Source organism: Brachybacterium sp. SGAir0954 (genome assembly GCF_005490785.1).
Classification (GTDB): Bacteria; Actinomycetota; Actinomycetes; order Actinomycetales; family Dermabacteraceae; genus Brachybacterium; species Brachybacterium rhamnosum.
In genome coordinates this window covers 1,667,102-1,687,614 of sequence record NZ_CP027295.1, presented here as the reverse complement: position 1 = coordinate 1,687,614, position 20,513 = coordinate 1,667,102, and the positions used below count along the sequence as shown (strand labels likewise).

At 74.1% G+C, this 20,513-nt stretch carries 23 protein-coding genes and 1 pseudogene; 15 read left to right on the top strand and 9 right to left on the bottom strand.

The window, feature by feature from the left end; genetic code table 11:
• The first annotated feature begins 47 nt into the window (after positions 1 to 47).
• The 3 genes from C1N80_RS07640 to arfB all read left to right on the top strand — a co-directional run bounded on the left by C1N80_RS07640 (position 48) and on the right by arfB (position 2,094).
• Positions 48 to 860, top strand: a complete 813-nt coding sequence (locus tag C1N80_RS07640) for a DUF3152 domain-containing protein (RefSeq protein WP_137770221.1) — start codon at positions 48 to 50, stop codon at positions 858 to 860.
• A 73-nt stretch (positions 861 to 933) separates the two neighbouring features.
• Positions 934 to 1,530, top strand: coding sequence for a 1-acyl-sn-glycerol-3-phosphate acyltransferase (locus C1N80_RS07635; RefSeq protein ID WP_137770220.1), 597 nt, complete (start codon positions 934 to 936; stop codon positions 1,528 to 1,530).
• 123 nt (positions 1,531 to 1,653) lie between these two features.
• Entirely contained in the window at positions 1,654 to 2,094 is a 441-nt protein-coding gene (arfB, locus tag C1N80_RS07630) for an alternative ribosome rescue aminoacyl-tRNA hydrolase ArfB (protein ID WP_137770219.1), read from the top strand.
• Positions 2,095 to 2,311: 217 nt separating this feature from the next.
• Here arfB and C1N80_RS07625 read toward each other — a convergent pair whose 3' ends face one another.
• The 4 genes from C1N80_RS07625 to C1N80_RS07610 all read right to left on the bottom strand — a co-directional run bounded on the left by C1N80_RS07625 (position 2,312) and on the right by C1N80_RS07610 (position 8,871).
• Entirely contained in the window at positions 2,312 to 5,347 is a 3,036-nt protein-coding gene (locus C1N80_RS07625; protein ID WP_137770218.1) for a LamG-like jellyroll fold domain-containing protein, read from the bottom strand.
• A gap of 266 nt (positions 5,348 to 5,613) precedes the next feature.
• Positions 5,614 to 6,894, bottom strand: coding sequence for an ATP-binding protein (locus C1N80_RS15510; RefSeq protein WP_168198058.1), 1,281 nt, complete (start codon positions 6,892 to 6,894; stop codon positions 5,614 to 5,616).
• Positions 6,891 to 7,556 carry a response regulator transcription factor gene (locus C1N80_RS07615; protein WP_137770217.1) on the bottom strand — a complete coding sequence of 222 codons (666 nt, stop codon included), beginning with the start codon at positions 7,554 to 7,556 and terminating at the stop codon, positions 6,891 to 6,893. Before C1N80_RS07615 ends, C1N80_RS15510 begins: the two co-directional genes overlap by 4 nt.
• Before the next feature lie 76 nt (positions 7,557 to 7,632).
• A complete protein-coding gene (locus tag C1N80_RS07610; RefSeq protein ID WP_240811266.1) occupies positions 7,633 to 8,871 on the bottom strand; it encodes a hypothetical protein in 1,239 nt (412 codons plus the stop codon).
• Positions 8,872 to 9,023: 152 nt separating this feature from the next.
• On the opposite strand from C1N80_RS07610, the gene C1N80_RS07605 reads away from it, so the two are divergent.
• From C1N80_RS07605 to C1N80_RS15995, 4 genes are read left to right on the top strand one after another with little or no spacing between them, the layout of a single operon-like run.
• A complete protein-coding gene (locus C1N80_RS07605; protein WP_137770216.1) occupies positions 9,024 to 9,536 on the top strand; it encodes an RNA polymerase sigma factor in 513 nt (170 codons plus the stop codon).
• Positions 9,533 to 10,138, top strand: a complete 606-nt coding sequence (locus C1N80_RS07600) for a methylated-DNA--[protein]-cysteine S-methyltransferase (RefSeq protein ID WP_137770215.1) — start codon at positions 9,533 to 9,535, stop codon at positions 10,136 to 10,138. Before C1N80_RS07605 ends, C1N80_RS07600 begins: the two co-directional genes overlap by 4 nt.
• Positions 10,135 to 10,758 (top strand): DNA-3-methyladenine glycosylase I, encoded by a 624-nt coding sequence (locus C1N80_RS07595; RefSeq protein WP_137770214.1) that lies wholly within the window; start codon positions 10,135 to 10,137, stop codon positions 10,756 to 10,758. The genes C1N80_RS07600 and C1N80_RS07595 overlap by 4 nt, the downstream gene beginning before the upstream one ends.
• A gap of 17 nt (positions 10,759 to 10,775) precedes the next feature.
• Entirely contained in the window at positions 10,776 to 10,883 is a 108-nt protein-coding gene (locus C1N80_RS15995; RefSeq protein ID WP_168198057.1) for an RCC1 domain-containing protein, read from the top strand.
• Between the two features lie 34 nt (positions 10,884 to 10,917).
• Here C1N80_RS15995 and C1N80_RS07590 read toward each other — a convergent pair whose 3' ends face one another.
• The 3 genes from C1N80_RS07590 to C1N80_RS07580 all read right to left on the bottom strand — a co-directional run bounded on the left by C1N80_RS07590 (position 10,918) and on the right by C1N80_RS07580 (position 13,145).
• A complete protein-coding gene (locus C1N80_RS07590; protein ID WP_137770213.1) occupies positions 10,918 to 11,097 on the bottom strand; it encodes a hypothetical protein in 180 nt (59 codons plus the stop codon).
• Positions 11,098 to 11,223: 126 nt separating this feature from the next.
• Positions 11,224 to 11,697, bottom strand: coding sequence for a MarR family winged helix-turn-helix transcriptional regulator (locus C1N80_RS07585; RefSeq protein WP_137770212.1), 474 nt, complete (start codon positions 11,695 to 11,697; stop codon positions 11,224 to 11,226).
• A gap of 47 nt (positions 11,698 to 11,744) precedes the next feature.
• A complete protein-coding gene (locus tag C1N80_RS07580) occupies positions 11,745 to 13,145 on the bottom strand; it encodes a GNAT family N-acetyltransferase (protein ID WP_137770211.1) in 1,401 nt (466 codons plus the stop codon).
• An 80-nt stretch (positions 13,146 to 13,225) separates the two neighbouring features.
• Here C1N80_RS07580 and C1N80_RS07575 point away from each other — a divergent pair, with 80 nt between their 5' ends.
• From C1N80_RS07575 to C1N80_RS07545, 7 genes are all read left to right on the top strand, one after another.
• Positions 13,226 to 13,708: a phage tail protein gene (locus C1N80_RS07575; protein ID WP_137770210.1), complete on the top strand. Its 483-nt coding sequence runs from the start codon at positions 13,226 to 13,228 to the stop codon at positions 13,706 to 13,708.
• Between the two features lie 90 nt (positions 13,709 to 13,798).
• Entirely contained in the window at positions 13,799 to 14,044 is a 246-nt protein-coding gene (locus C1N80_RS07570) for a PspC domain-containing protein (protein WP_137770209.1), read from the top strand.
• 140 nt (positions 14,045 to 14,184) lie between these two features.
• On the top strand, positions 14,185 to 15,144 hold the full coding sequence (locus C1N80_RS07565) for an arsenic resistance protein (RefSeq protein ID WP_137770208.1): 960 nt from the start codon (positions 14,185 to 14,187) through the stop codon (positions 15,142 to 15,144).
• A 120-nt stretch (positions 15,145 to 15,264) separates the two neighbouring features.
• Positions 15,265 to 15,690, top strand: coding sequence for a cupin domain-containing protein (locus tag C1N80_RS07560; protein WP_137770207.1), 426 nt, complete (start codon positions 15,265 to 15,267; stop codon positions 15,688 to 15,690).
• A gap of 41 nt (positions 15,691 to 15,731) precedes the next feature.
• Positions 15,732 to 16,055, top strand: a complete 324-nt coding sequence (locus tag C1N80_RS07555; protein WP_137770206.1) for a carboxymuconolactone decarboxylase family protein — start codon at positions 15,732 to 15,734, stop codon at positions 16,053 to 16,055.
• 178 nt (positions 16,056 to 16,233) lie between these two features.
• Positions 16,234 to 16,608, top strand: coding sequence for a VOC family protein (locus C1N80_RS07550; RefSeq protein WP_137770205.1), 375 nt, complete (start codon positions 16,234 to 16,236; stop codon positions 16,606 to 16,608).
• Positions 16,609 to 16,660: 52 nt separating this feature from the next.
• Positions 16,661 to 17,296 (top strand): aspartate/glutamate racemase family protein, encoded by a 636-nt coding sequence (locus C1N80_RS07545; RefSeq protein WP_137770204.1) that lies wholly within the window; start codon positions 16,661 to 16,663, stop codon positions 17,294 to 17,296.
• Between the two features lie 20 nt (positions 17,297 to 17,316).
• Here C1N80_RS07545 and C1N80_RS07540 read toward each other — a convergent pair whose 3' ends face one another.
• Together C1N80_RS07540 and C1N80_RS07535 are read right to left on the bottom strand one after the other, a co-directional pair.
• Positions 17,317 to 18,294 (bottom strand): NAD(P)-dependent oxidoreductase, encoded by a 978-nt coding sequence (locus tag C1N80_RS07540; protein ID WP_137770203.1) that lies wholly within the window; start codon positions 18,292 to 18,294, stop codon positions 17,317 to 17,319.
• A gap of 157 nt (positions 18,295 to 18,451) precedes the next feature.
• Positions 18,452 to 19,195, bottom strand: a pseudogene (locus C1N80_RS07535) (helix-turn-helix transcriptional regulator); the annotation flags it as partial.
• 105 nt (positions 19,196 to 19,300) lie between these two features.
• Here C1N80_RS07535 and C1N80_RS07530 point away from each other — a divergent pair.
• Positions 19,301 to 20,422, top strand: coding sequence for a GNAT family N-acetyltransferase (locus C1N80_RS07530; protein WP_137770202.1), 1,122 nt, complete (start codon positions 19,301 to 19,303; stop codon positions 20,420 to 20,422).
• Positions 20,423 to 20,513: the final 91 nt, after the last annotated feature.

Genomic DNA, 20,513 nt, shown 5'->3' with positions numbered 1-20,513 from the left:
GCCCGCGTCTCGTCCTCACGCGCCGGGGACGCCTCGCCCGCACGATCGTGGTAACCCTGCTCTCCGTGCTGCTGATCCTCGTCGTGGTGCTCGGGGTGCGCGCCCTCGCGAGCCCCGCGGAGCCCCCGGGCGATCCCTCCTCCCCCACGACCCCGTCTCCCGCCCCGGTGCCGAGCGACGGCGGCGGGGCGTCCGACGGTGGTGGGTCGGACGGCGGCGGCGCCTCCGACGGCAGCCCGGTCGCCGCGGCGGCGACGGGCGGGGTCACGGCCGAGATCACGGCGGCGAGCACGGAGATCCCCCGCTCGGGCATGACCGGCGAGGGCACCTGGACCGTGGCCGAGCCGGCGACCGACGGCGCCGCGTCGGAGGGCAGTGCGTCGGACGGGAACGTGCGCTCCTACCTCCTGCGCGTCGAGGACGGCATCGACCTGGAGGCCGGCGAGGTCGCCGGCGTCGTCGCCGAGGTCCTCGCCGACGAGCGCGGCTGGGAGCCCCTCGAGCACGTCGCCTTCCGTCAGGTCACGGAGCCCGCGGAGGCGGACTTCACGATCTCCCTCGCCTCCCCGCCCACCGTGGACGAGCTCTGCGCGCCGGCCCGGACCAACGGCCTGTGGAGCTGCCGGATCGGGGAGGAGGTGGTGCTCAACGCGGACCGCTGGACGCTCATGACGCCAGTCTTCGACGACCTCGGCGAGTACCGCGCCTACATGGTCAACCACGAGGTGGGCCACTTCCTGGGGCACGGCCACGAGACCTGCGGCGGCGAGGGCGAGGCCGCACCGGTGATGCTCCAGCAGTCGATGGACCTGGGCGGCTGCCGGGCGAACCCCTGGCCCTCCGCGGACGGCGAGGCCTGATCCCGCCCCAGGCCGGCGGACCGGGATCCGGCACCTGGGAGTGCCCCGGCCCGCCGTGCTCTACGGTTCACCCATGATCCGACGCCTGATCGCCGGAGCGTTCTGGCGTCTGAGCCGGTGGCGCCTCGTCACCGAGCCCGCCTCCCCGCGGCCCACGGTGCTCGTGGGCGCGCCCCACACCTCCAACTGGGACTTCATGCTCATGCTCGCGATCGCGTGGGAGCTCGGGATCCGCATCCACTGGCTGGGTAAGAACAGCCTGTTCACGGGATGGAAGGGGCCGATCATGCGGCGCCTGGGCGGGATCCCCGTGGACCGCTCGGACCCGGGCCGGGTCGTGGAGGAGGTCGTCGCCCGCGTGGACTCCGGCGAGGTCTTCAGCCTCGTCGTCACGCCCGACGGCACCCGCGGGGACCACGACCTGTGGAAGTCGGGCTTCCATCGGATCGCCCTCCGCACGGGCCTGCCCGTCACGCTCGGCTACGTGGACCGCACGACGATGACGACGGGCCTCGGCCCGTCCCTCGCGATGACGGAGGACCTGCGCGGCGACATGGACACGATCCGTGCGTTCTACGCGGACAAGGCCGGCTGGCATCCCGAGCAGCGGGTCGAGCCGCGCCTGCGCGAGGAGGACGAGCCCCGCGACCAGGGGGCCGCCGGCGCCTGAGCGCGGATCCGCTCCACCGCCGACCGCGACCGGGATGTGCCCCGACTCCCCGGGGACGGGTCCCGCTGAGCGCAACCTGGGTCCCGCCGGGCGTCCTGGGGCATCCTGGGGCATCCTGGGGCGATGGACGACATGCACGTGCCCCCGGGGCCCGGTGCCCCGCGCGGCCTGCGGATCCCCGCCGCGGAGCTCACGGAGCAGTTCTCCCACGCCTCCGGCCCCGGCGGCCAGGGCGTGAACACCGCCGACTCCCGGGTGCAGCTGCGCTGGGACCTCGCGACCACCACGGCGCTGACTCCGGCGCAGAGGGAGCGGGCGCTCACCGCGCTCGCCCCGAGGCTGGTGGGGAGCGTGCTCACCGTCGCGGCCGCGGAGAACCGTTCCCAGCGTCGGAACCGCGCGGCCGCGCGGGAACGGCTCGCGGCCCTGCTCCGGGAGGCGATCGCTCCCCCGGTGCCGCGCCGCGCCACGAAGCCCACGCGCGGGTCGCAGCGCCGCCGTCTCGAAGGGAAGCGGCAGCGCTCGCTCACCAAGCAGCAGCGCCGCCGGCCGAGCGGCGACTGAGCCCGCCCGCGACTCGGGCGGGGAGCGGGAAGGCCAGCTGGTTCTCCTTGACCCTCTCCCCGTCCGGGCCGGGCCCGAAGCTCAGGGACCCGCGTCGGGTGCTCGATGGGGCTGATCGTGAGATGGACGGGTGAGGCCCTGGCGTCTCCTCCGCCGGATGACTGCTGCGGGTGCCGGGCCCTCGCGCAGGGCCGGCCGGCGGAGGAGACGCGCCGGCTCACTCGGCCGCGGTGGACCCGTCCGTGGACGACGTCACGCCGGGGGCCTTGTCCTTGAGCGGCTTCTTGAAGGCCGTGAACGCGCTGACCTGCACGATGCCGCCGTCCTTCGTGGGATCCAGGGCGAGGGAGCGGGCCTCCTCGCTCACGGCCTCCTCGTCGCCCGAGACCTCGGCGGCGTCGCGGCTCACCGCGATCCAGCCGTAGACCTTCTTGTTCTTCAGGCCCTTCCAGGTGACGCTCGCGTCCTCTCCCGAGGCGTGGTTGACCTCGCCGATCACCTCGTCCGTCGGCGTGATGCCGACGAGCGCGTCGGTCGTGAACGCGGTCGTGCGGCCCTGGAACTGCACGGGGAGGCGGAAGTCGTCCTCACGGCCGTCGTAGCGGTCCTTCGTGTCGTACTCGGTGGCGCCGAACTCGTCCATGTACGGCGAGTAGGTGTCCACGGAGACCTCGCCGCGGTCCAGGTCGAACTGGAGCAGGCGGAAGAACGCCGCACCGAAGCGCAGGCCCGTGTCCTTCCCGTAGCCGCCCTCCTCGGTCAGGCCCAGCTGGTCCGAGCCCACCTCGTAGAACTGGTAGTCGGCGAGCAGCTCGACGACATCGTTGCCCGCCTCTCCCACGTCGGTGCGCACGCCGATCGAGACGCCGTGCTCGTGCCCGGAGAGCACGAGCGCGACGTTCGGGTGCTTCTCGAGGATCTGCTCGCGGATGATCTGGCCGTCCTGGGAGAAGGTCCCGCCGCGGCCGTCGGGCTCGGAGCTCGGCTTGTTGTACGCGTGGGTGAGCAGGACGGCGTCGCGGCCCGCGTACTGGTCGAGCACGTCGCTCGCCCAGGCGGCCTCCTCGTCGGTGACGATGTAGCCGAGGCTCAGGGCGATGAAGTCCTGGCCGCCGGCGCTGAAGAGGGTGTAGCTGTTGTCGTTGTCCCCCTCCTTCCACGGGTGGTACTCGGCGCCCGCCTCCTTCCAGGAGTCCTGCTGGGCGAGGGCCTCGTAGCGCTCCGCGCCGAAGTACTGGTTGTAGAGGCTGTCGGTGCCGGTGTCCCCGCCGCCGAGGTTGTCGTGGTTGCCGGGGAGCACGGAGTGGGGCACGCCCGTGTCCTCGAGGATCTTCTGGGTCTCGGAGGCGAACTGCATCTCCTCCTCCGCCTTGCCGCGGTCCGTGGCGCCGGTGTTCCAGTCCTCGATGATGTCCCCGGTGTGGGCGACGTAGGCGAGCTTGTGCTCCTCGCCGTGCTCGGCGACCCAGCGGTAGGAGTCCTCGTAGGCGCTCGCCCACTCCTCGCGCTCCGCCGCGGTCGCCTTCTGGGTGGCGCCCTGGCTGAGGTACTGGGTGTCGGTGATGTGCATGAGGGAGAAGTCGTAGTCGTCGGGGTCCTCGAAGCCGTCCTTGACGGGCTCGTCGAGGTCGTCGGCGAAGGGGTCGGTGCCGATGACCAGGGCGCGCAGCGTGCCGCCGGCGCCCTGGGCGGCGGTGGCCGAGGCGAGCAGCTCGGTGTCGCCCTCGGAGCTGCCGCGGGCGGTGTCGGTCACCTCGTAGCGGCCGGTCTCCGGGTTCAGCAGCAGCAGGCTCACGGAGCGCGCCGGGTCCACCTGGCCGCTCCAGGCGACCTGCTGGCCGGCCTCGGTGAAGGGGATCTCGGTGCGCAGGGCGGGCACCTTCGCGGTGACCGGGGAGTCGAGGTCCTTGCCGTCGCCCGGGGCGAGCTTCTCGCCGGTCCTCTTCGCGTCCTGGAGGGTGACGTCACCGGCGACCGAGCCGTCCTCGGCGACGTCGGCCGCCTCGATGACACCCTGCCGGGTGCCCGTCGCGGAGGAGATCTCCCCGGCGAGGAAGGTGGTGCGGAGGTCCTCGCCGGTGGGGCTCGTGGCGCGCGCGGTGAGCTGGGCGCTGCCCCTGCCGCTGGACTGCTCGACGCCGCCCGCCGTGGGGATGCTGGTGGAGGTGAAGGTCTCCTGTCCGGAGACGTCCTCGCCGAACTGGTCGAGACCGGTCCAGGCGAGGGTGTGCTCGCCGGCGGCGAGGCCGGGGCCCACCTCGTCGCCGAGGGAGACGGGCTCCCCGTCGAGGGTGTAGGCGAGGGGCCGGGCGAGCAGCTTCTCGTGCTCGTGGGTCCCCTCGAGGGTGGTCGGCGCGGTGAGGCGGGAGCCGGGGGCAGGGCTCGTGAGGGTGAAGGAGGCCTGGTCCTCGGTGCGGCCGGCGAAGGTGCTCGCGTAGCGGGCGGTGATCTCCTCGCCGCTGAGGGCGCGGGAGTAGATGCCGGCGCCGGCGAGGGAGACGGTGCCGTGGAACTGGGGGTTGCCGGAGCCGTTGGTGTCCGCGCCGAGGAAGAACTGGTGGGCGGCGGTCTTCGGCGGGGCGCTGATGGCGGAGCCGGTGGTGGGGGTCTCGGCGACCTTCGTGCCGTCGAGGTAGAGGGAGACGGACTTCCCGTCCCAGACGCCGGTCGCGTGGTACCAGACGCCCTGCTCGATGGGCACGCCGGCGCCGTAGTACTTCCCGTCGACGTTGACCATCATCTTCAGGGTCGAGCCGTAGACGGTGAGCGAGTAGCCGCCGCCCTCCTTGGCGCCGCAGAAGTTGCCGCGGGACTCGTCGCCGCCGTCGGAGAGGCCGTCGTCGAAGCGGACGGTGCACTCGAGGGTGAGGGCCTTCGCGGTCTTCTCGAAGCCGTCCGCGAAGTCGTAGCGGGTGGCGCCGGTGCCATCGTAGGAGGCGACCTGGCGGCCGAGCGCGGCGTCCTCGCCGACGGTCGGGGCGGTGCCGAAGGGAGTCTGCGTGCGCTGCTGGGCCTGCTCGTCGAGGCCGGTCGCGTCGATGTCGACGTCGAGGACGTCCGGGGTGGGCGCCTCGACGGCGGGGGTGGGCAGCGGGTCGCGCTGGGCGGGGGCGGCCGGGGTCGACGGGGACGCCGGGGCGGTGACCGGGGCGGCCTGCGCCGGGGTCGGCCCGAGGGCGAGGGCGGGGGTGAGTCCGAGGGCGACGGTGACGGCGAGGGCGAGCGGGGAGAAGCGCCGGGGACGGGGCGACATGGGGGCTCCAGGGGTCGAGGAGGAGGACAGGGCCGGGCTCGACGCTAGGGAGCGAGGAGGACGGGGGCGTGCCGCGCAGGCGAAGCTTCGGGGTGGGACAGGTGGACGGAAGGTGACCCGCGCCTCACATGCCCGGAATGCCTGATCATCGGAGGGGCCGCAGGTCAGCGCAGGGTGGGCGCGCTCCCACGACGTGGTGGGTGCGCTCCCGGCAGGATGGCCGCGGGATGAACGCGGCGGGGCGGCAGGGCCGGGCCAGGCGGAGGTCAGGCGCGGGGCAGGGTGGCGCGGGCGATCGTGCCGCCGCCCGGGCGGGGCAGCAGCGCGAGGGTGCCGCCCTGACGCTCGAGGGTGCGCACCGTGATCGCGAGCCCGAGGCCGTGCCCGGGCACCTCCTGCCCCGCCTCCCGGTGGAAGGGCGCGAGGACCTGCTCCGGGTCCTGGATCCCGGGACCGCGGTCCAGCACCTCGAGCCGCACCGCCTCCCCCACCGCCATCGCCCGCACCTCGATCGGTCCGGCCCCCGCGGCGTGCCGCAGGGCGTTGCCGACCAGGTTCCGCAGCACCGTGGTCGCGGCCGTCGCGGGAACGAGCGCCCCGTCGGCCGCCTCGAGGTCGAAGCGCAGATCGGCCCGGGCTCCCTCGGGGGTGCCCAGCAGGTCCCCGGCGAGCGCGCGCACCACGTCCTCCACGCTCTGGCCGTGGTCCTCGGGGGCCGACTCGTCGCCGAGCACGAGGAGCTGGTCGGCGAGGGTCCGCAGCCGGGCCAGCCCACCCTCGAGGGTGCGCCCGCGCCTCTCCCGCTCCTCCTCGTCCCGGGCGGCGAGCAGGTGCTCGGCCTGGAAGGACACGGCGGCGATCGGGGTGCGCAGCTCGTGGGCGGCCTCCGCGGCGAAGCGGCGCCGGCCCTCGAGCACACCCGCGGCGCGGGCGTGATGGGTGTCGACGGCGTCGAGGAAGCCCGTGAGCTCGTCGGGCACGCCGTCCCGGGGTAGGGGCTCGAGCTGGTCACCGCCGCGGGAGGCGAGCTCGCGACGCAGCGACTCGACCGGGCGCAGCGCCCAGGAGACCACGAGCACGGAGCCGAGCACGAGCAGCGGCACCGCGACCACGATCGGCACGAGGGTGGAGGTCACGGTCTCGCGCACGGCGTCGTCTCGCACGGCGATCGGCTGCGCCGCCGCGAGCCGGCGACCGTCGGGCAGCGTCCGCACGGCGACCCGCTGCGGCCCGTCATCCGTGGTCGACGTGGACAGGCCGTCCGGGAGCGAGGAGGGGAGGTCGTGGCCGGAGCCGGCGGAGATCTCCTCGACGACGATCCCCGCGCCCGCCCCGGTGCTCGCGACGTCGGCCGATGCGGAGGGGTCCGGGACGGCGGCGAGCTCGGAGATGCGCGTGAGCAGCTCGTCCTGGGTCTCCGCGGCCTCCTGCCGCGCGCGGAGCGTCGACCCGACCGCGGCGAGCGCGGCGACGACGAGCACCAGCAGGGTCAGCGCGGTGACCAGCCGGGTGCGCAGGGAGGCGCCGGCACCGCGGGGCGCCCTCACGGCAGCCTCGGGATCGTCCAGCCCAGGCCCCGCACGTTGCGGATCGACTCGGGCCCGAGCTTCCCGCGCAGGCGACGGATGAGGAAGTCGATCGCGTTGGACTCGATCTCCACCTCCCCCTCGTAGACCTGCGCCTCGAGCTGGCCGCGGGAGAGGACCATGCCCGGATGCATCATGAGCGCCCGCAGCAGGGCGAGCTCGCGACGGGTCAGCGGGACCACCTCCCCGCCCGGGCCCGTGGCCGTGACGGCGGTCTCGTCCAGCGTGATGCCGCCCGCGCGGAGCACGGCGCTCGTGTGCGCGGTCCCCCGTCGGCCGACGGCCCGCAGCCGGGCCCGCAGCTCCTCGTAGGCGAAGGGCTTGACGAGGTAGTCGTCGGCCCCGGCGTCGAGGCCCGCGACCTTCTCCTCGAGCCGGCCGCGGGCCGTCATGACGATGACGGCGGGGCCGGCCTCCTCCGCTCGCAGCGACCGCAGCACGTCCATCCCGTCGAGACCCGGCAGGCCGAGGTCCAGCAGGACCACGTCGAAGTCGCCGAGCGGGGCGAAGGCGGCTGCGGTCGGGCCGTCGTCCACGTGCTCGACGACGTGGGCGTCCTCGACGAGGCGCTGCACGAGGACGCCCGCGATCATCGGGTCGTCCTCCGCCAGCAGGATCCTCATGGCGGCTCCTCCTTCTCGCGGGCCTGCCCCGTCCCGGGGAGCCGGGACGGGGCAGGCCCATCATGCGCGGTGTCGGTCAGCCCTGCAGGGAGGTGATGACCTTCTGCAGGTCGTGGGAGGCCTGCAGGCTGGTCGCCTGGTCCGGGTGGTCGGCGCGCAGGGCGGTGAGCTCCGCGTCGATCGCCTGGTCCATCGTGCTCCAGTCCTGCGGCGACTGCGGCTTGAGACCGGCCTCCGCGGAGTCCCACGCCGTCTCGAGGTCCTTCACCCGGGTGCGGGCGCCGGAGAGGTCCCCGGCCTCGATCTTCGTGTTCACGTCGTCGACGATCATCTGGAAGCTCGAGAGGTCGCCGAGCGGGCCCTGGGAGGCGGCGGCCGACGACGCGGCCGGTGCGGGCTGCGCCGGGTGGAAGGCCGTGGCGGTGCCGGCGGCGGCCACGATGGCGAGCGCGCCGGCGCCGGCCCAGACCACGTCGCGGAGTCGCCCACCGGGCACGCCCTGGCCCTTGACCTGGACGCCGTGACGGTGCACGAGGAGCTGCTCGCGGATCACGAGGACCACGATGATGGCGAGGAACAGCAGGCTCGTCAGGCTCGCGCCGAGGCCCATGCCGCCGTAGGCGCGGTCCTGGGTGAGCAGGTCACCGATCGAGGCGCCGAGCGGGCGGGTGAGGACGTAGGCGATCCAGAACGACGCGACGACCGAGACCCCGGCGCGGGCGGCGACCGCGCAGGCGAGGATCAGCGCGCCGAAGATGATCGCGCCGAGCAGGAACCCGAGCCCCAGGGCCTCGGTGGCGAGATCACCGGCGGCGGTGCCGAGGGCGAAGGCGGTGAGGATGGCTCCCCAGTAGAAGGCCTCGCGACGCACCGTGTCGATCGAGGTGATCGCGAGGGTGCGCTCCTGCGCGTACCAGGCGGAGAACACGACCGCGAGGAGCACGGTGAACACGGCGGTGGAGACGTACAGGCTCACCCCGAGGGTGTCCGTGAAGAAGTCGGTGATCTGGGTGCCGACGATGCTCACGAGCACCACGGTGGTCCAGTAGATCCAGGGGGTGTAGGCGCGGGAGCGGAACTGCAGCACGAGCGCGGCGGCGAGCAGCACGAGCATCATGCCGGTGGTGACCATCGGCCCGAGGCCCACGTTCACCGCGAGGTAGTCGGCGAAGGTCTCGCCGACGGTGGTGGAGAGGATCTTGATGGTCCAGAAGGTCGCCGTGATGATCGGGACCTTCATCATCCGCTCGGGCGTCAGGGCGCGGAACGGGAGGGTGTCGACCCGGGGTCGGTGCTGCGGGACGGGACTGCTCACGGGAATCTCCTTCGGGGATCGGTGGCCTGCGGGAGAGAGCCTCGGGGGCGAGAGTGAGCGCAGAATGAGCGACCCCGGTAGCGTGCGGCGGATGAGCGTCCCCGATCACCGCCTCACATCCCGCCGCGCCCCGGCGACTGCGGGACATGATGATGCGTGAGCCCTTCGAGCAGGCCGTCGCCCGCCACGGCCCGGCCGTGATGCGGGTGTGCCGTGCGGTGCTCCTGGACCCCGCGGACGCGGAGGACGCCTGGTCCGAGACCTTCCTCTCCGCCCTGCGCGCCTGGCCGGAACTGCCGGCGTCGACGAACGTGGAGGCGTGGCTGGTGCGGGTCGCCCAGCGGCGGGCGATCGACGTGATCCGTCGGCGATCCCGCGCTCCGCTGCCCGTGGAGTCCCTGCCCGAATGGGCCTCGACCGCGGGCGGGCCGGGGGCCGACGAGGGGCTGTGGTCGGAGGTCGCGGCGCTGCCCGAGAAGCAGCGCCTCGCCGTCGCCTACCACTACCTGGGCGGACTCCCCCATGCGGAGACCGCGGAGCTCACCGGCAGCACCCCGGCGGCCGTGCGGCGCGCCGCCGCGGACGGCGTGGCCGCCCTGCGCCGCGGCCTCGCCGGACATCCCGCACCGTCCCGCGCCCTCTCCCCCGAAGGAGCTGACCGATGACCACCGCCGATCCCGATCTCAGCGCCGCACTCCCCGTGGACCCCGCGGTCCTCGAGCACCTGAGCGCCCGGCTCGCCGAGCGGGCCGGCCAGGAGCAGCTGCTCGACGTCGCGACCCGCACCGTCGACTCCCCCGTCGGCCCGCTGCTGCTCGCCGCGACCGAGCGGGGCCTCGTGCGCATCGCCTTCGAGCGCGAGGGCTTCGACACCGTGCTCGAGACGGTCGCGACCAAGGTCAGCCCCCGGATCCTGCGGGCACCCGCACGGCTGGACGGCGCGGCCCGGGAGCTCGAGGAATACTTCGCGGGCCGCCGGCGCGGCTTCGACCTGCCGCTGGACCATGCGCTGTCCCGCGGCTTCCGCCTCGAGGTGCAGGAGTTCCTGCCGAGCATCGGCTACGGCAGCACGCTCTCCTACGGGCAGGTCGCCGCGCAGGTGGGGAACCCGCGGGCCTCGCGCGCGGTGGGCACCGCCTGTGCGACGAACCCGCTGCCGATCGTCATCCCGTGCCATCGTGTGCTGCGCGGCGACGGCTCCCCCGGCGGCTACGTGGGCGGCACCGATGCGAAGACCACCCTGCTCACCCTCGAGAGGACCGCATGAGCACCCCCGATACCGACACCGCCCCCGACGCCGGGACGGTCCTCGGCGAGGACGGCCTGGCGCGCCCCGCCTGGGCCGCGACCGATCCCCTGCTGCAGGCGTACTACGACACCGAGTGGGGCATGCCCGTGCGGGACGAGCAGGGCATGTACGAGCGGATCAGCCTCGAGGCGTTCCAGGCGGGGCTCTCGTGGGCGACGATCCTGCGCAAGCGTCCCGCCTTCCGCGAGGCCTTCGCGGGCTTCGATCCCGAGATCGTCGCGCGCTTCGACGAGGCCGACGAGCAGCGCCTGCTGGCCGACGCCGGGATCGTGCGCAACCGCGCGAAGATCGCGGCGACGATCACGAACGCCCGCGCCACGCTGGATGTGCGCGAGCGGGGCGGCCTCGTGGAGCTCGTGTGGTCCTACCGGCCGGAGGTCACGCCGCGACCGCGCACCGCGGCGGAGGTCCCGACCCGCTCCCCGGAGTCCGTGGCGCTGTCGAAGCGGCTGCGGAAGGAGGGCTTCGCCTTCGTCGGCCCCACGACGATGTTCGCGCTCATGGAGGCCGTGGGCATCGTGGACACGCACCTGCTGGGCTCGCACCGCCGGGGCAGCTCGGGCGTTTGGGACGACTGATCGACGCGCACCGGGCCGTGATCGACGCAGGGCTCCAGCATTCGGTCGCGTGTCGCGAGGACGGCACGGTGCTCGCCGCCGGCTCGGACGAGGACGGCCGGTGCCGGGTCGGCGCCTGGCGGTGACGGGGCTGAGCCGCGCTCGCCCGGGCCGCGCCGGTCAGCCCAGCAGGAGGAAGACGCCGACGGTCCCGAGCACGACGCCGACGGAGACCATGGCGATCGCGGCCCTCGAGGCGCGGCTGCGGCCGAAGGTCATGGTGGTGGAGTAGATCCACACAGAGCCCAGGAACAGCAGGATCCCGGAGACGATGGTCATGACGAGGCCGGGGATGCTCACGGTGCGTTCTCCTGGGTCGGCGGGACTCGTGGTGGCGGCCGTCGGCCGACCTCAGGAACTGTACGCGAACGATTAGTGCACTAACTAGTTGCCTCGGAGTGATCCCCGTCCCGTCGGCGACGTCGGTCAGCCCCCGGGCACCTCGTCCTCGAGCGCGACGGTGATCAGCTTCATCATGCTCGCGTGCAGGGCCGTGAGCTCCTGCTCGTCCATGCGCAGCCGCCGCATCATCGCGGCGGGGATCTTCTCCGCCTCCGCCCGCAGCGCGGCGCCCTCGTCGGTCAGCACGATCGCGAGGGAGCGCTCGTCCGCGCTGTCCCGGGTGCGCAGCACGTAGCCGAGGGCCTCGAGCCGCTTGATGAGCGGCGAGAGCGTCGCGGGCTCGAGGTGCAGGAGGCCGCTCAGCCCCTTGACCGAGAGCGGCGCCCGCTCCCACAGCGCGAGCATCACGAGGTACTGCGGGTGCGTGAGGTGCAGCGGCTCGAGCACGGGCCGGTAGGCGGCGATCACGCTGCGCGAGGCGAGGGACAGCGCGAAGCACACCTGGCTCTCGAGGGCCAGCGGGTCCTTCACGGCCTCACCCTCCGCATCCACCGCCATCACGCTTTCCGCTCCCGTCGCCATGCTCCGTCCCTCGATCCTACGAGTCACCGCTCGGGCCCGGGGTCCAGGGGCAGCGGCTCGACGACCGGGGCGGGGTCGGTGCGCAGACGGCCGTAGGTGCGCACGTCGACCCGCACGCCGTCGACGATGAACTTCCCGCGCTCGGTCCCCTCCGGGACGAAGCCCGCGGCACGGGCCACCGCCCCCGAGGCCGGGTTGTTCACGCGATGCCCGAGCTCGAGCCGCTCGAGACCCCGATCGGTGAGCGCCCACTGCGCGACCGTGGCTGCCGCGCGTGCCATGAGCCCGCGGCCGCGGACCTCCGCATGCAGCCAGTACCAGAACCATCCGCTGCGCTCGGCCTCGTCGACCGTGAGGCCGACGAGGCCGACGGCCCTCCCCTCCTCGTCGATCACCCACGCCTCGTGCGGGGAGGGGCGCCCGTCGGCCCCGGTGTCGAGGAACCGGGCCACGTACCGCTCCGCCTCCTCCGGGCTGCGCACCGTGCCCTGCCGGGCCATGTCGGGGTGCGAGGCGAAGGCGGCGAGGACGTCCGGGGCGTCGCCGCGGCGCAGGCGGCGGAGCGTCGCGGGCGCCGAGGTCGCCGCGCGGACGGACGCCGTGCCGACGGTCGCCGCAGGCCGGGGCGGCTCGCCGACGGCCGCGAGCCAGTGCCGCAGCAGGTCCCGCACCGCGACCGGCTGATCGAGGTGGAGATTGTGCCCGGCGCGGTCGAGCACCGCGGTCGTGGCGCGCGGGAGGCGTCGTGCGAGGGCGAGCTGGTCCTCGTGGCCGACGACGGCGTCCTGGCGCCCCATGGCCAGGAGCACCGGGGCATCGAGCTCCTCGAGCGCGGCGTCGGGAAGGCGCGGGAGCGTGTAGTCCGCGGCGAGGCACGCGACGGCTCCACGATCCGCGGCGCGCAGCCCCGGCAGGGCCGTGGCCCGGAACCGCTCCCAGTTCTCCTGCGACGGCACGACGGCGAGCTCGGCGTAGAGGGCGGCGTCCTCGGGGGCGAGGGAGGCGAGCAGCCCGGCATCCGGCTCGAGCACGTCGCCCGGCGGCAGGGTGCGGTGGGCGTGCACCGGGTCCACCACGGGCGCGAGCAGGGCGATGCCGAGGCAGCGCTCCGGTCGGCGCGCGACGAGGTCCCGGGCGAGCAGTCCGCCGAGAGAGGAGCCGATCACCGCGAAGGGTCGCCCGTCGAGGAGCTCGCCGGCCACGCGGTCCAGCCAGTCGGCGAGCTGCGGCAGCCCGCCGGGCGCGGGCAGCGCCGGGGTCCGGCCGAAGCCCGCGAGGTCGAGGTGCAGCCGCTCCCACGGGGAGCTCTCGTCGAAGAGGTCCTCGAGGTCGAGCAGGAAGCGGTGGTCCACCTCGTTGCCGTGCACGAGCAGCAGCGGCGCCCCCTGCCCGCGGCGGACGATGTGCGGCACGGGATCGGTCATCGCGGCGGGGCTCCTCGGGGACTGTCAGACGGACGGGCGGCGCTCAGCGTACGCTTCCCCCACCGTCCCAAGGAGGCCCCATGCCTGGTCAGGCCGTCTCGTTCACCGATGTCTCCACCGAGGGCCTCGAGTCCTCCCCCGTCACCGAGGCCCTCGCCGGCCTGCGCGCCAACGAGGCCCGCTACTTCCACACGAAGTACAAGCACACGTTCACCGTCGTGCCCGCCGCGGAGGCGCCGGAGACCCTCGCCTGGGTCCAGGAGATCCTGCGCAGCGAGCGGGACATGGTGATCGCCTCCCCCGCGCTCGAGGTCAGTGTCAACGACGTCGAGGGGATCCTCTGGGTGCATGTCTTCCACGAGTCCGGCCTCGCGCTGAACGTGCTGTGGACGCGCGAGGAGGGCGGCAAGCGCGCCGTGGGCCTCAAGCTCTCCGAGGGCATGGAGGTCCCCGAGGAGCTCGGCGCCTTCAGGTTCGCCCGGCAGAAGTCGAAGCTCGCGGGCACGATCCGCGGCTCCTTCTTCGTCATCAAGGGCGAGCACCCGCTGCCCGAGGGCCTCTGACCCGCCCGCCGCAGCCCTGCGGTTCTCCCCCATCCACCTCGGGGGCGGCCCCCGGTGCGCGGGCCGCGCGGTGCGCGTAGCGTCGACCGCATGAACACGATCTTCGACTCCATCCGCCGTCTCGACGTCCGCCGCGGTCCGCGCCGACTCGTGGGCGGCATCGCCGGGGGCATCGCGCAGAGGACCGGGCTGGACGTGTGGCTCGTGCGCCTGCTGGTGCTCGCGTCCTTCCTCCTGCCGGTGCTGGGGCCGGGCGCCTACCTCGCGGTCTGGCTGCTCACCCCGTGGCAGGACGACCGGATTCCGCTCGAGCGGGTGCTCGCCGGCCGCAGCTGACCGGCTCGGCACCGGGCGGAGGTCGCCCCCGTGCGCCGTCCGGGTGCAGGTCGGGGCGCGCGGGGGCCGCAGGGGTCCGCTACCGTCGGAGGGACGTCACGACCACCGTTCGTGCGCGAGGAACGGACCGAGGAGGGGTGATGCCGACCCCGATGCCGTGGCACGAGCGGCAGCAGGTGCCGCTGTACCTCGCGGCGCTCGCGATCGGCGCCGCCGTCGGACTGTTGGCCCCCGCCCTCGCGCACCCTGCGGAGCTCGCGATCCAGCCGGTGCTCGCGCTGCTGCTGTACGCGACCTTCCTCGGCGTGCCCTTCGCGCGGATCGGCGCCGCGGTGCGGGACGTGCGCTTCCTCGCGGCGGCGCTCGGCGTGAACGTGCTGCTCGTGCCGGTGGTGGTGTGGGCGCTCTCGAGGGTCGTCGCGGACGATCCCGCGCTGCTGGTGGGAGTGCTGTTCGTGCTGCTCACCCCGTGCATCGACTACGTGATCGTCTTCGCGGGCCTCGCGGGCGGGGACCGGGAGCGGCTGCTCGCCGTGTCCCCGGTGCTCATGGTCGCGCAGATGCTCCTGCTCCCGCCGCTGCTGTGGCTGTTCGCGGGCGGCGAGCTCGCCCGCTCGATCGAGCCCGGGCCGTTCCTCGAGGCCTTCGCCCTGCTCGTCGTCGCGCCGCTGCTCGCGGCGGGCCTGACCCAGCTCGCCGCGGCGAGGACCCGGGTCGGCGCGCGGGTCGAGGCGGCCGTGAGCGCGTCGATGGTGCCGCTCATGATGGCGACGCTCGCCGTGGTCGTCGCCTCGCAGATCGCCGGGGTCGCGGGGCGGATCGGCGCGCTGCTGCTCGCCGTGCCCGTGCTCGTGGCGTTCGTCGTGGTGATGGTGCCGATCGGGATGGTCGCGGGCCGGGCGGCGGGACTCGACGTGCCGGGGCGGCGGGCGGTCGTGTTCAGCGGCGTCACCCGCAACTCGCTCGTGGTGCTGCCGCTCGTGCTCGCGCTGCCGGCGGCCTACGACCTCGCCCCGCTGGTCGTCGTCACGCAGACCCTCGTCGAGCTGCTCGCGATGATCGTGCTCGTGCGGCTCGTCCCCCGGCTGCTGCCCGCCTGACGTCCCCCTGAACCGCGCGGCCCTGGAGCGATGGGGGTGCTGTCGGGGACTCCCACGGGGACGGGCCCGCGCCTACCGTCGGATCCGGACCACCGCACCATCCCACCTCAGGAGGCTTCGATGACGGATCAGGACTTCGAGCAGATCTTCCCGACGGGCGCGCCGAACGACGCCTTCGCCGAGTTCTTCACCGGGCAGAGCTTCCTCGCCCCGCTCGTCACCGAGGGGAGCGTCGCCGTCAGCAACGTGACCTTCGAGCCCGGCTGCCGCAACAACTGGCACATCCACCACGCCACCGGGGGCGGCGGCGACCAGATCCTCATCTGCACGGCGGGCAGCGGCTGGTACCAGGCCGAGGGCGAGGAGCCCGTGAGCCTCGAGCCCGGCTCCGTGGTGCGCGTCCCCGAGGGACAGAAGCACTGGCACGGAGCGAAGGCCGGCTCGTGGTTCAGCCACCTCGCCTTCCTCACCCCGGGGGCGGACGCGAGCAACGAGTGGCTCGAGCCCGTCACCGACGAGATCTACGGCGCCCTGCCCACCGCCTGACGGCGCTTCGGAACTACCACCACCACACGAAGGAGAGACCCATGACGGAGAAGGTCACCGCAGGCCGGGACGCGCTCGGGGAGTTCGCCCCCACGTTCGCGGAGCTCAACGACGACGTCCTGTTCGGACAGGTCTGGGCACGCGAGGAGCAGCTTCCCCTGCGCGAGCGCAGCATCGTCACCGTCACCGCGCTGATGGCGAGCGGGGTGCTGGACGGCTCCCTCGAGCACCACATCCAGCGGGCGAAGGCCAACGGCGTCACCGCGGAGGAGATGGCGGAGGTGCTCACCCACGCCGCGTTCTACGCCGGTTGGCCCAAGGCCTGGGCGGCGTTCCGCCTCGCGAGGACGGTCTACGAGGGCTGATCCCGTGCCGGGCGGCCCGGGTCTTACACCCGGGTCGCCCGGCGCCTGAAGTCTCCGATCGTGATGACCAGCCAGACCCCCTGCGGCTGCTCCCGGGACGGCGACTTGGTCGCTCCCTGATCCGCGCTCCTCCTGCGCCGCGTGTGCCCCACCGCCCGCAGCCACCACCAGGAGAGACATGACAGCGCACTTCAACCACACGATCATCGCGTCCACCGACCCCGACGGGTCCTCGCGGCTCTACCGCGACCTGCTCGAGGCCGAGGAGGCCCCGTCCTGGGGCCCGTTCCGGAACCTCACGATCGGCGGCGGCGTCCTGCTGCAGTTCGCGACCCCGCCGATCGAGTTCCCGCCGCAGCACTACGCCCTCCTGCTCGACGACGCCCACTTCGACCGGGCGCTCGCCGCGCTGCGCGCGAACGGCCGGGAGCGCTGGGCGGATCCGCAGCGCTCCCGGCCGGGCGAGATCAACCACGAGCACGACGGGCGGGGTGTCTACCTGCTCGACCCGTCGGGCCACTACCTCGAGCTGGTCACCCGGCCGTACGTCTGAGGGCCGGCGGACGACGCGGTGGGCCGGGGTGAGGGCGTGCCATGATCCGCGGGTGACGCGCCCCGGATTCCTGCACACCTCCCCCGTCCACGTGCCGACCTTCGACACGCTCCTGGCCGAGCTCGACCCGGCGACGGGCGCGGTCCACCTCGTCGACGAGAGCCTGCTCGCCGACGCCCGTGCTCTCGGCGCGGAGTCGGTCACGGGTCGGGTCGCCGCGCGGATCGCGGAGCTGCGCGACCAGGGTGCGGGGACGATCTGCTGCACCTGCTCGAGCATCGGCGACGTGGCCGAGAGCGTCGGCGATTCCCTGGGCGTGCCCGTGTTCCGCGTGGACCGGCCGATGGCCGCGCGCGCCGTCGGTGCCGGCCGACGGATCGGCGTCGTCGCCGCGCTCGCCTCGACCCTCGCGCCCACGCGAGTGCTGCTGCTCGAGGAGGCGGCCCGCTCCGGGGCGGAGGTCGAGGTGGAGCTGGTGCTCGCCGAGGGCGCCTGGCCGCTCTTCGAGCAGGGCGACCAGGAGAGCTACCTCGCCGCGATCGCCACCGCCGCGCGCGGCCTCGCCTCGGGGGCCGACGTGCTCGTGCTCGCGCAGGCGAGCATGGCCGGGGCGGAGCCGCTGCTCGCCGATCTCGGCCTGCCCGTGCTCAGCTCACCCCGCATCGCGGCGGAGCACCTGCGGGGCTGAGGTGCCCGCCGCCGGTCCCGTCAGGCCTGGAGCGGCGCCTCGACCAGGAGCTCCCCGCGCTCGATGAGCAGGCGCACCGACTCGAGGATCGCCGCGTCCGGCTCGAAGGCGGGGGCGTAGCCGAGCAGGGTCCTCGCCTTCTCGATGCTGAAGACCTGGCTGCGGTGCAGGTGGCCCCAGCTCTCGAGGGCGTGGTGCTCATCCGTGGTCGCGCGGAACTCCTCCCAGGTGACGGGCTCGATGCTCGCCTCGGCACCGAACCAGCCGGAGGCGATCTCGACGTAGCCCCGCACCGAGAGCGCGGTCGGCGCGACCGCGGTGAAGGACTCCCCCGCGGCCGCGTCGCGGCGGTCGAGTGCGCGCTCGAAGACCTGGGCGACGTCGTCCGCGTGCACGTGGTGCATCGTCTCCGCGCCGCTGCCCGGGACACGCAGCACACCTCCCCCCGAGAGGATCCGCCAGGACTCCGGGTCCCGGTTCCCGAGCGGCCCGGTGGGGTGCCAGCCGGGGCCGACGATGTGCCCGGGATGGATCGAGGTCGTCACGAGGCCACCGCGGGCCGTCTCCTCCTCTAGCATCCGTGCGATGGCGGCTTTCTGCCGGCCGTACTCGTCGAACGGGGCGCCCGCGGCGTCGGAGTCCTCGGTGATGGGGAGCGTGCGGCTGGCCCCGTGGCGCCAGATGGAGCCGCAGTGGATCAGGTGGGCGACCTCCCCGCGCAGCGCCTCCACGAGCGCGGTCGCGGAGTCGAGGATGAAGCAGACCAGGTCGATGACGACGTCGGGGGCCTGCGCGAGGACGGTCCGGCCGAAGCTGCCGTCGGCGTCCTGCTGCTCGCGGTCCGCGGCGAGGTGCGTCACCTGCTCCCACTCCGGGGAGTCCCGGTACCCGGTGCCGCCGGAGCGGGTGATGCTGACGACCTCGTGGCCCGCGCGCACGAGCCGGGGGACGAGATAGGTGCCGATGTGGCCGGATCCGCCGATGACGACGATCTTCATGCTGCTCTCCGATCAGGATGGTGGTCGCGGATCCCGTCCGGACCGGGATGGGGTCAGGCCTGGTGGGGCGCCGTGCCCGAGGGGCCGGGGCCGAGGAGGCGCTGCTCGTCCGCGGTGCCGGGACGGGGCTGTAGGTGACGAGCCGGCGGGTCGGGTCGCCGGGGGTCTCGAGGACCTCGAAGTCCAGGGTGAGCGGGCCCAGCTGCGGGTGCACGAAGCGCTTGGTGCCGGTGCGGTGCTCGTGCACATCCCGTCGGGCCCAGTCCTCGCGGAACAGCGGGCTGCGGGTCGAGAGCTCACTGATCAGCGCCGTGAACTCCTCGTCCAGCGGGTCGCGGCCCGCCTCACAGCGGACGATCGCGGCTCCGGTGCGGCGGGCGAGCGGCCAGTCCGCGTACAAGTCGCGTGCCCGAGGATCGAGGTAGTTGAAGCGGGCGAAGTTCGCCCCGCGGTGGTCCTCGAGCACAGGCGCGAAGAGCCGGCGGGCGGGACCGTTCGCGGCGACGAGGTCGAGCCGCGGGGTCTGCACGATCGCGGGGACGGCGATCCGCTCGACGAGTCGCCGCAGCCGCTCCGGCACCTCCCCCGCCCCGTCGTCGTCCGCGCGGGGGCTGCTGCCCGACGGCCGACGGCCGAGATCCTCGAGATGCTCCCGCTCGACCTCCGTCAGTCGGAGTGCACGGGCGATCGCGTCGAGCACGCCCGGAGAGGCACCGCCGATCTCCCCGCGCTCGAGCCGGGTGTAGTAGCACGTGCTCACCCCGGCCAGCTCGGCGACCTCCTCCCGGCGCAGGCCCGGGACGCGTCGCTCCTCGTCGCGGTCCGGGAGCCCGGCCTGCGCCGGGGTGATCTGCGCACGGCGGGAGATCAGGAACTCCCGGGCGGTCTCCCTCGAGGTCATGCACCCACCGTAGGGGCGGTGCCCTGCTCCGTGGGAGTCCCTGCGAGGTGCACCCGGCGAGCGCGCCTGCTCGCCGGTCACCGGTTCGCGCGGGAGGATGAGGCGATGACGACCCTGCCCGGCCGAGCCCGGATCCGCGAGGCGCTCCCCGCCGATCTCCCCGCGATCGCGGAGGCGCTGCGGGCGTACCTCTCCGGCACCGAGGAGGAGAAGCGCGCGCACGGCGTGAGCCCCACGACGGGGACGGATGACGCGCTGCCCGAGCGGTACCGCGCCGAGGTCGAGGACCCGGCGCGGGCGCTCGCCGGCTGCCGGATCCTCGTCGCCGAGCTCGCGCCGGTGGAGGATCACGGTGGGACGACGACGGCCGACGGGGGCGAGGCGCTTCCCGGGGCGCTCGCGGGGATCGCCGTGCTCGCCCCGCGGGAGGGGTCGCTCGAGATCAAGCGCCTGTGGGCCTCCCCCGCCGTGCGGGGCCGCGGCGTGGGATCCGCCCTGCTCGACGCCGCGGTCGAGGCCGCCGGGCCGCTCCCCGTCACGCTCACGGTCTGGGACTGGCGCGAGCGCGCGATCGGTCTGTACCGCTCCCGCGGCTTCGCCGTGGGGCCGGCATGGGACGAGCGGCCGCGGCTGCTGTGCCTGCGCCGCTCGCCCGCCGTCGGCGATCAGTCCCTCGCTGCCGACTCCCCGTCGGCCGGTTCCGCGCCGGCCGCAACCACATCGGCCACCACGGCGCTCCCGCCGATCCGGCCCGCGCGCCCCGAGGACGCCGCCGCCCTGACGGCCCTCCACCTCGACGCCTGGGAGGAGGCGTACACAGGGCTCATCGCTTCCGAGGTGCTCGCCGCGCGGCGCGCGGACCGGGAGGCCCGGGCACAGCGCTGGCGCGAGAGCATCGCGACCACCCCCAACACCGTGCTCGTCGCGGAGGGGACGGGCGAGCGTCTGCTCGGCTTCGCCATCGCCGGCGCGGGTCGGGACGAGCCCGCCGGCGGTCTCCCGGAGCGGGAGCTGATGGCGCTCTACGTGCGTGCGGAGGTGTACGGCACCGGACTGGGCCATGCGCTGCTGCGCGCCGCGATCGGCGACGGCCCCGCCTCCCTGTGGGTGCTCGAGGGGAACGCGCGGGCGATCCGCTTCTACGAGCGGCAGGGCTTCCGCCTCGACGGCGCCCGCAAGGAGGATCCGGTGGGCACGGAGCTGCGGATGGTGCGCGGGGCCGGATGAGCACCCCGCGCCGTCGGCGCCCCGTGCGCGGCAGCGGACCCCCGTCCGGCACCGAGGCCGTAGAGATCCTCGCCTGGCTCAGGGCGGGCGA

Bases quoted from the DNA above. Each gene is read 5' to 3' on its own strand.
- arfB (WP_137770219.1), top strand. From the start codon at position 1,654: ATGGACGACATGCACGTGCCCCCGGGGCCCGGTGCCCCGCGCGGCCTG.
- C1N80_RS07595 (WP_137770214.1), top strand. From the start codon at position 10,135: ATGAGCACCCCCGATACCGACACCGCCCCCGACGCCGGGACGGTCCTC.
- C1N80_RS07605 (WP_137770216.1), top strand. From the start codon at position 9,024: ATGCGTGAGCCCTTCGAGCAGGCCGTCGCCCGCCACGGCCCGGCCGTG.
- C1N80_RS07635 (WP_137770220.1), top strand. From the start codon at position 934: ATGATCCGACGCCTGATCGCCGGAGCGTTCTGGCGTCTGAGCCGGTGG.
- C1N80_RS07600 (WP_137770215.1), top strand. From the start codon at position 9,533: ATGACCACCGCCGATCCCGATCTCAGCGCCGCACTCCCCGTGGACCCC.
- C1N80_RS07585 (WP_137770212.1), bottom strand. From the start codon at position 11,697: ATGGCGGTGGATGCGGAGGGTGAGGCCGTGAAGGACCCGCTGGCCCTC.
- C1N80_RS07540 (WP_137770203.1), bottom strand. From the start codon at position 18,294: ATGAAGATCGTCGTCATCGGCGGATCCGGCCACATCGGCACCTATCTC.
- C1N80_RS07580 (WP_137770211.1), bottom strand. From the start codon at position 13,145: ATGACCGATCCCGTGCCGCACATCGTCCGCCGCGGGCAGGGGGCGCCG.
- C1N80_RS07550 (WP_137770205.1), top strand. From the start codon at position 16,234: ATGACAGCGCACTTCAACCACACGATCATCGCGTCCACCGACCCCGAC.
- C1N80_RS07615 (WP_137770217.1), bottom strand. From the start codon at position 7,556: ATGAGGATCCTGCTGGCGGAGGACGACCCGATGATCGCGGGCGTCCTC.
- C1N80_RS07530 (WP_137770202.1), top strand. From the start codon at position 19,301: ATGACGACCCTGCCCGGCCGAGCCCGGATCCGCGAGGCGCTCCCCGCC.
- C1N80_RS07560 (WP_137770207.1), top strand. From the start codon at position 15,265: ATGACGGATCAGGACTTCGAGCAGATCTTCCCGACGGGCGCGCCGAAC.
- C1N80_RS07575 (WP_137770210.1), top strand. From the start codon at position 13,226: ATGCCTGGTCAGGCCGTCTCGTTCACCGATGTCTCCACCGAGGGCCTC.
- C1N80_RS07570 (WP_137770209.1), top strand. From the start codon at position 13,799: ATGAACACGATCTTCGACTCCATCCGCCGTCTCGACGTCCGCCGCGGT.
- C1N80_RS07625 (WP_137770218.1), bottom strand. From the start codon at position 5,347: ATGTCGCCCCGTCCCCGGCGCTTCTCCCCGCTCGCCCTCGCCGTCACC.
- C1N80_RS07565 (WP_137770208.1), top strand. From the start codon at position 14,185: ATGCCGACCCCGATGCCGTGGCACGAGCGGCAGCAGGTGCCGCTGTAC.
- C1N80_RS07555 (WP_137770206.1), top strand. From the start codon at position 15,732: ATGACGGAGAAGGTCACCGCAGGCCGGGACGCGCTCGGGGAGTTCGCC.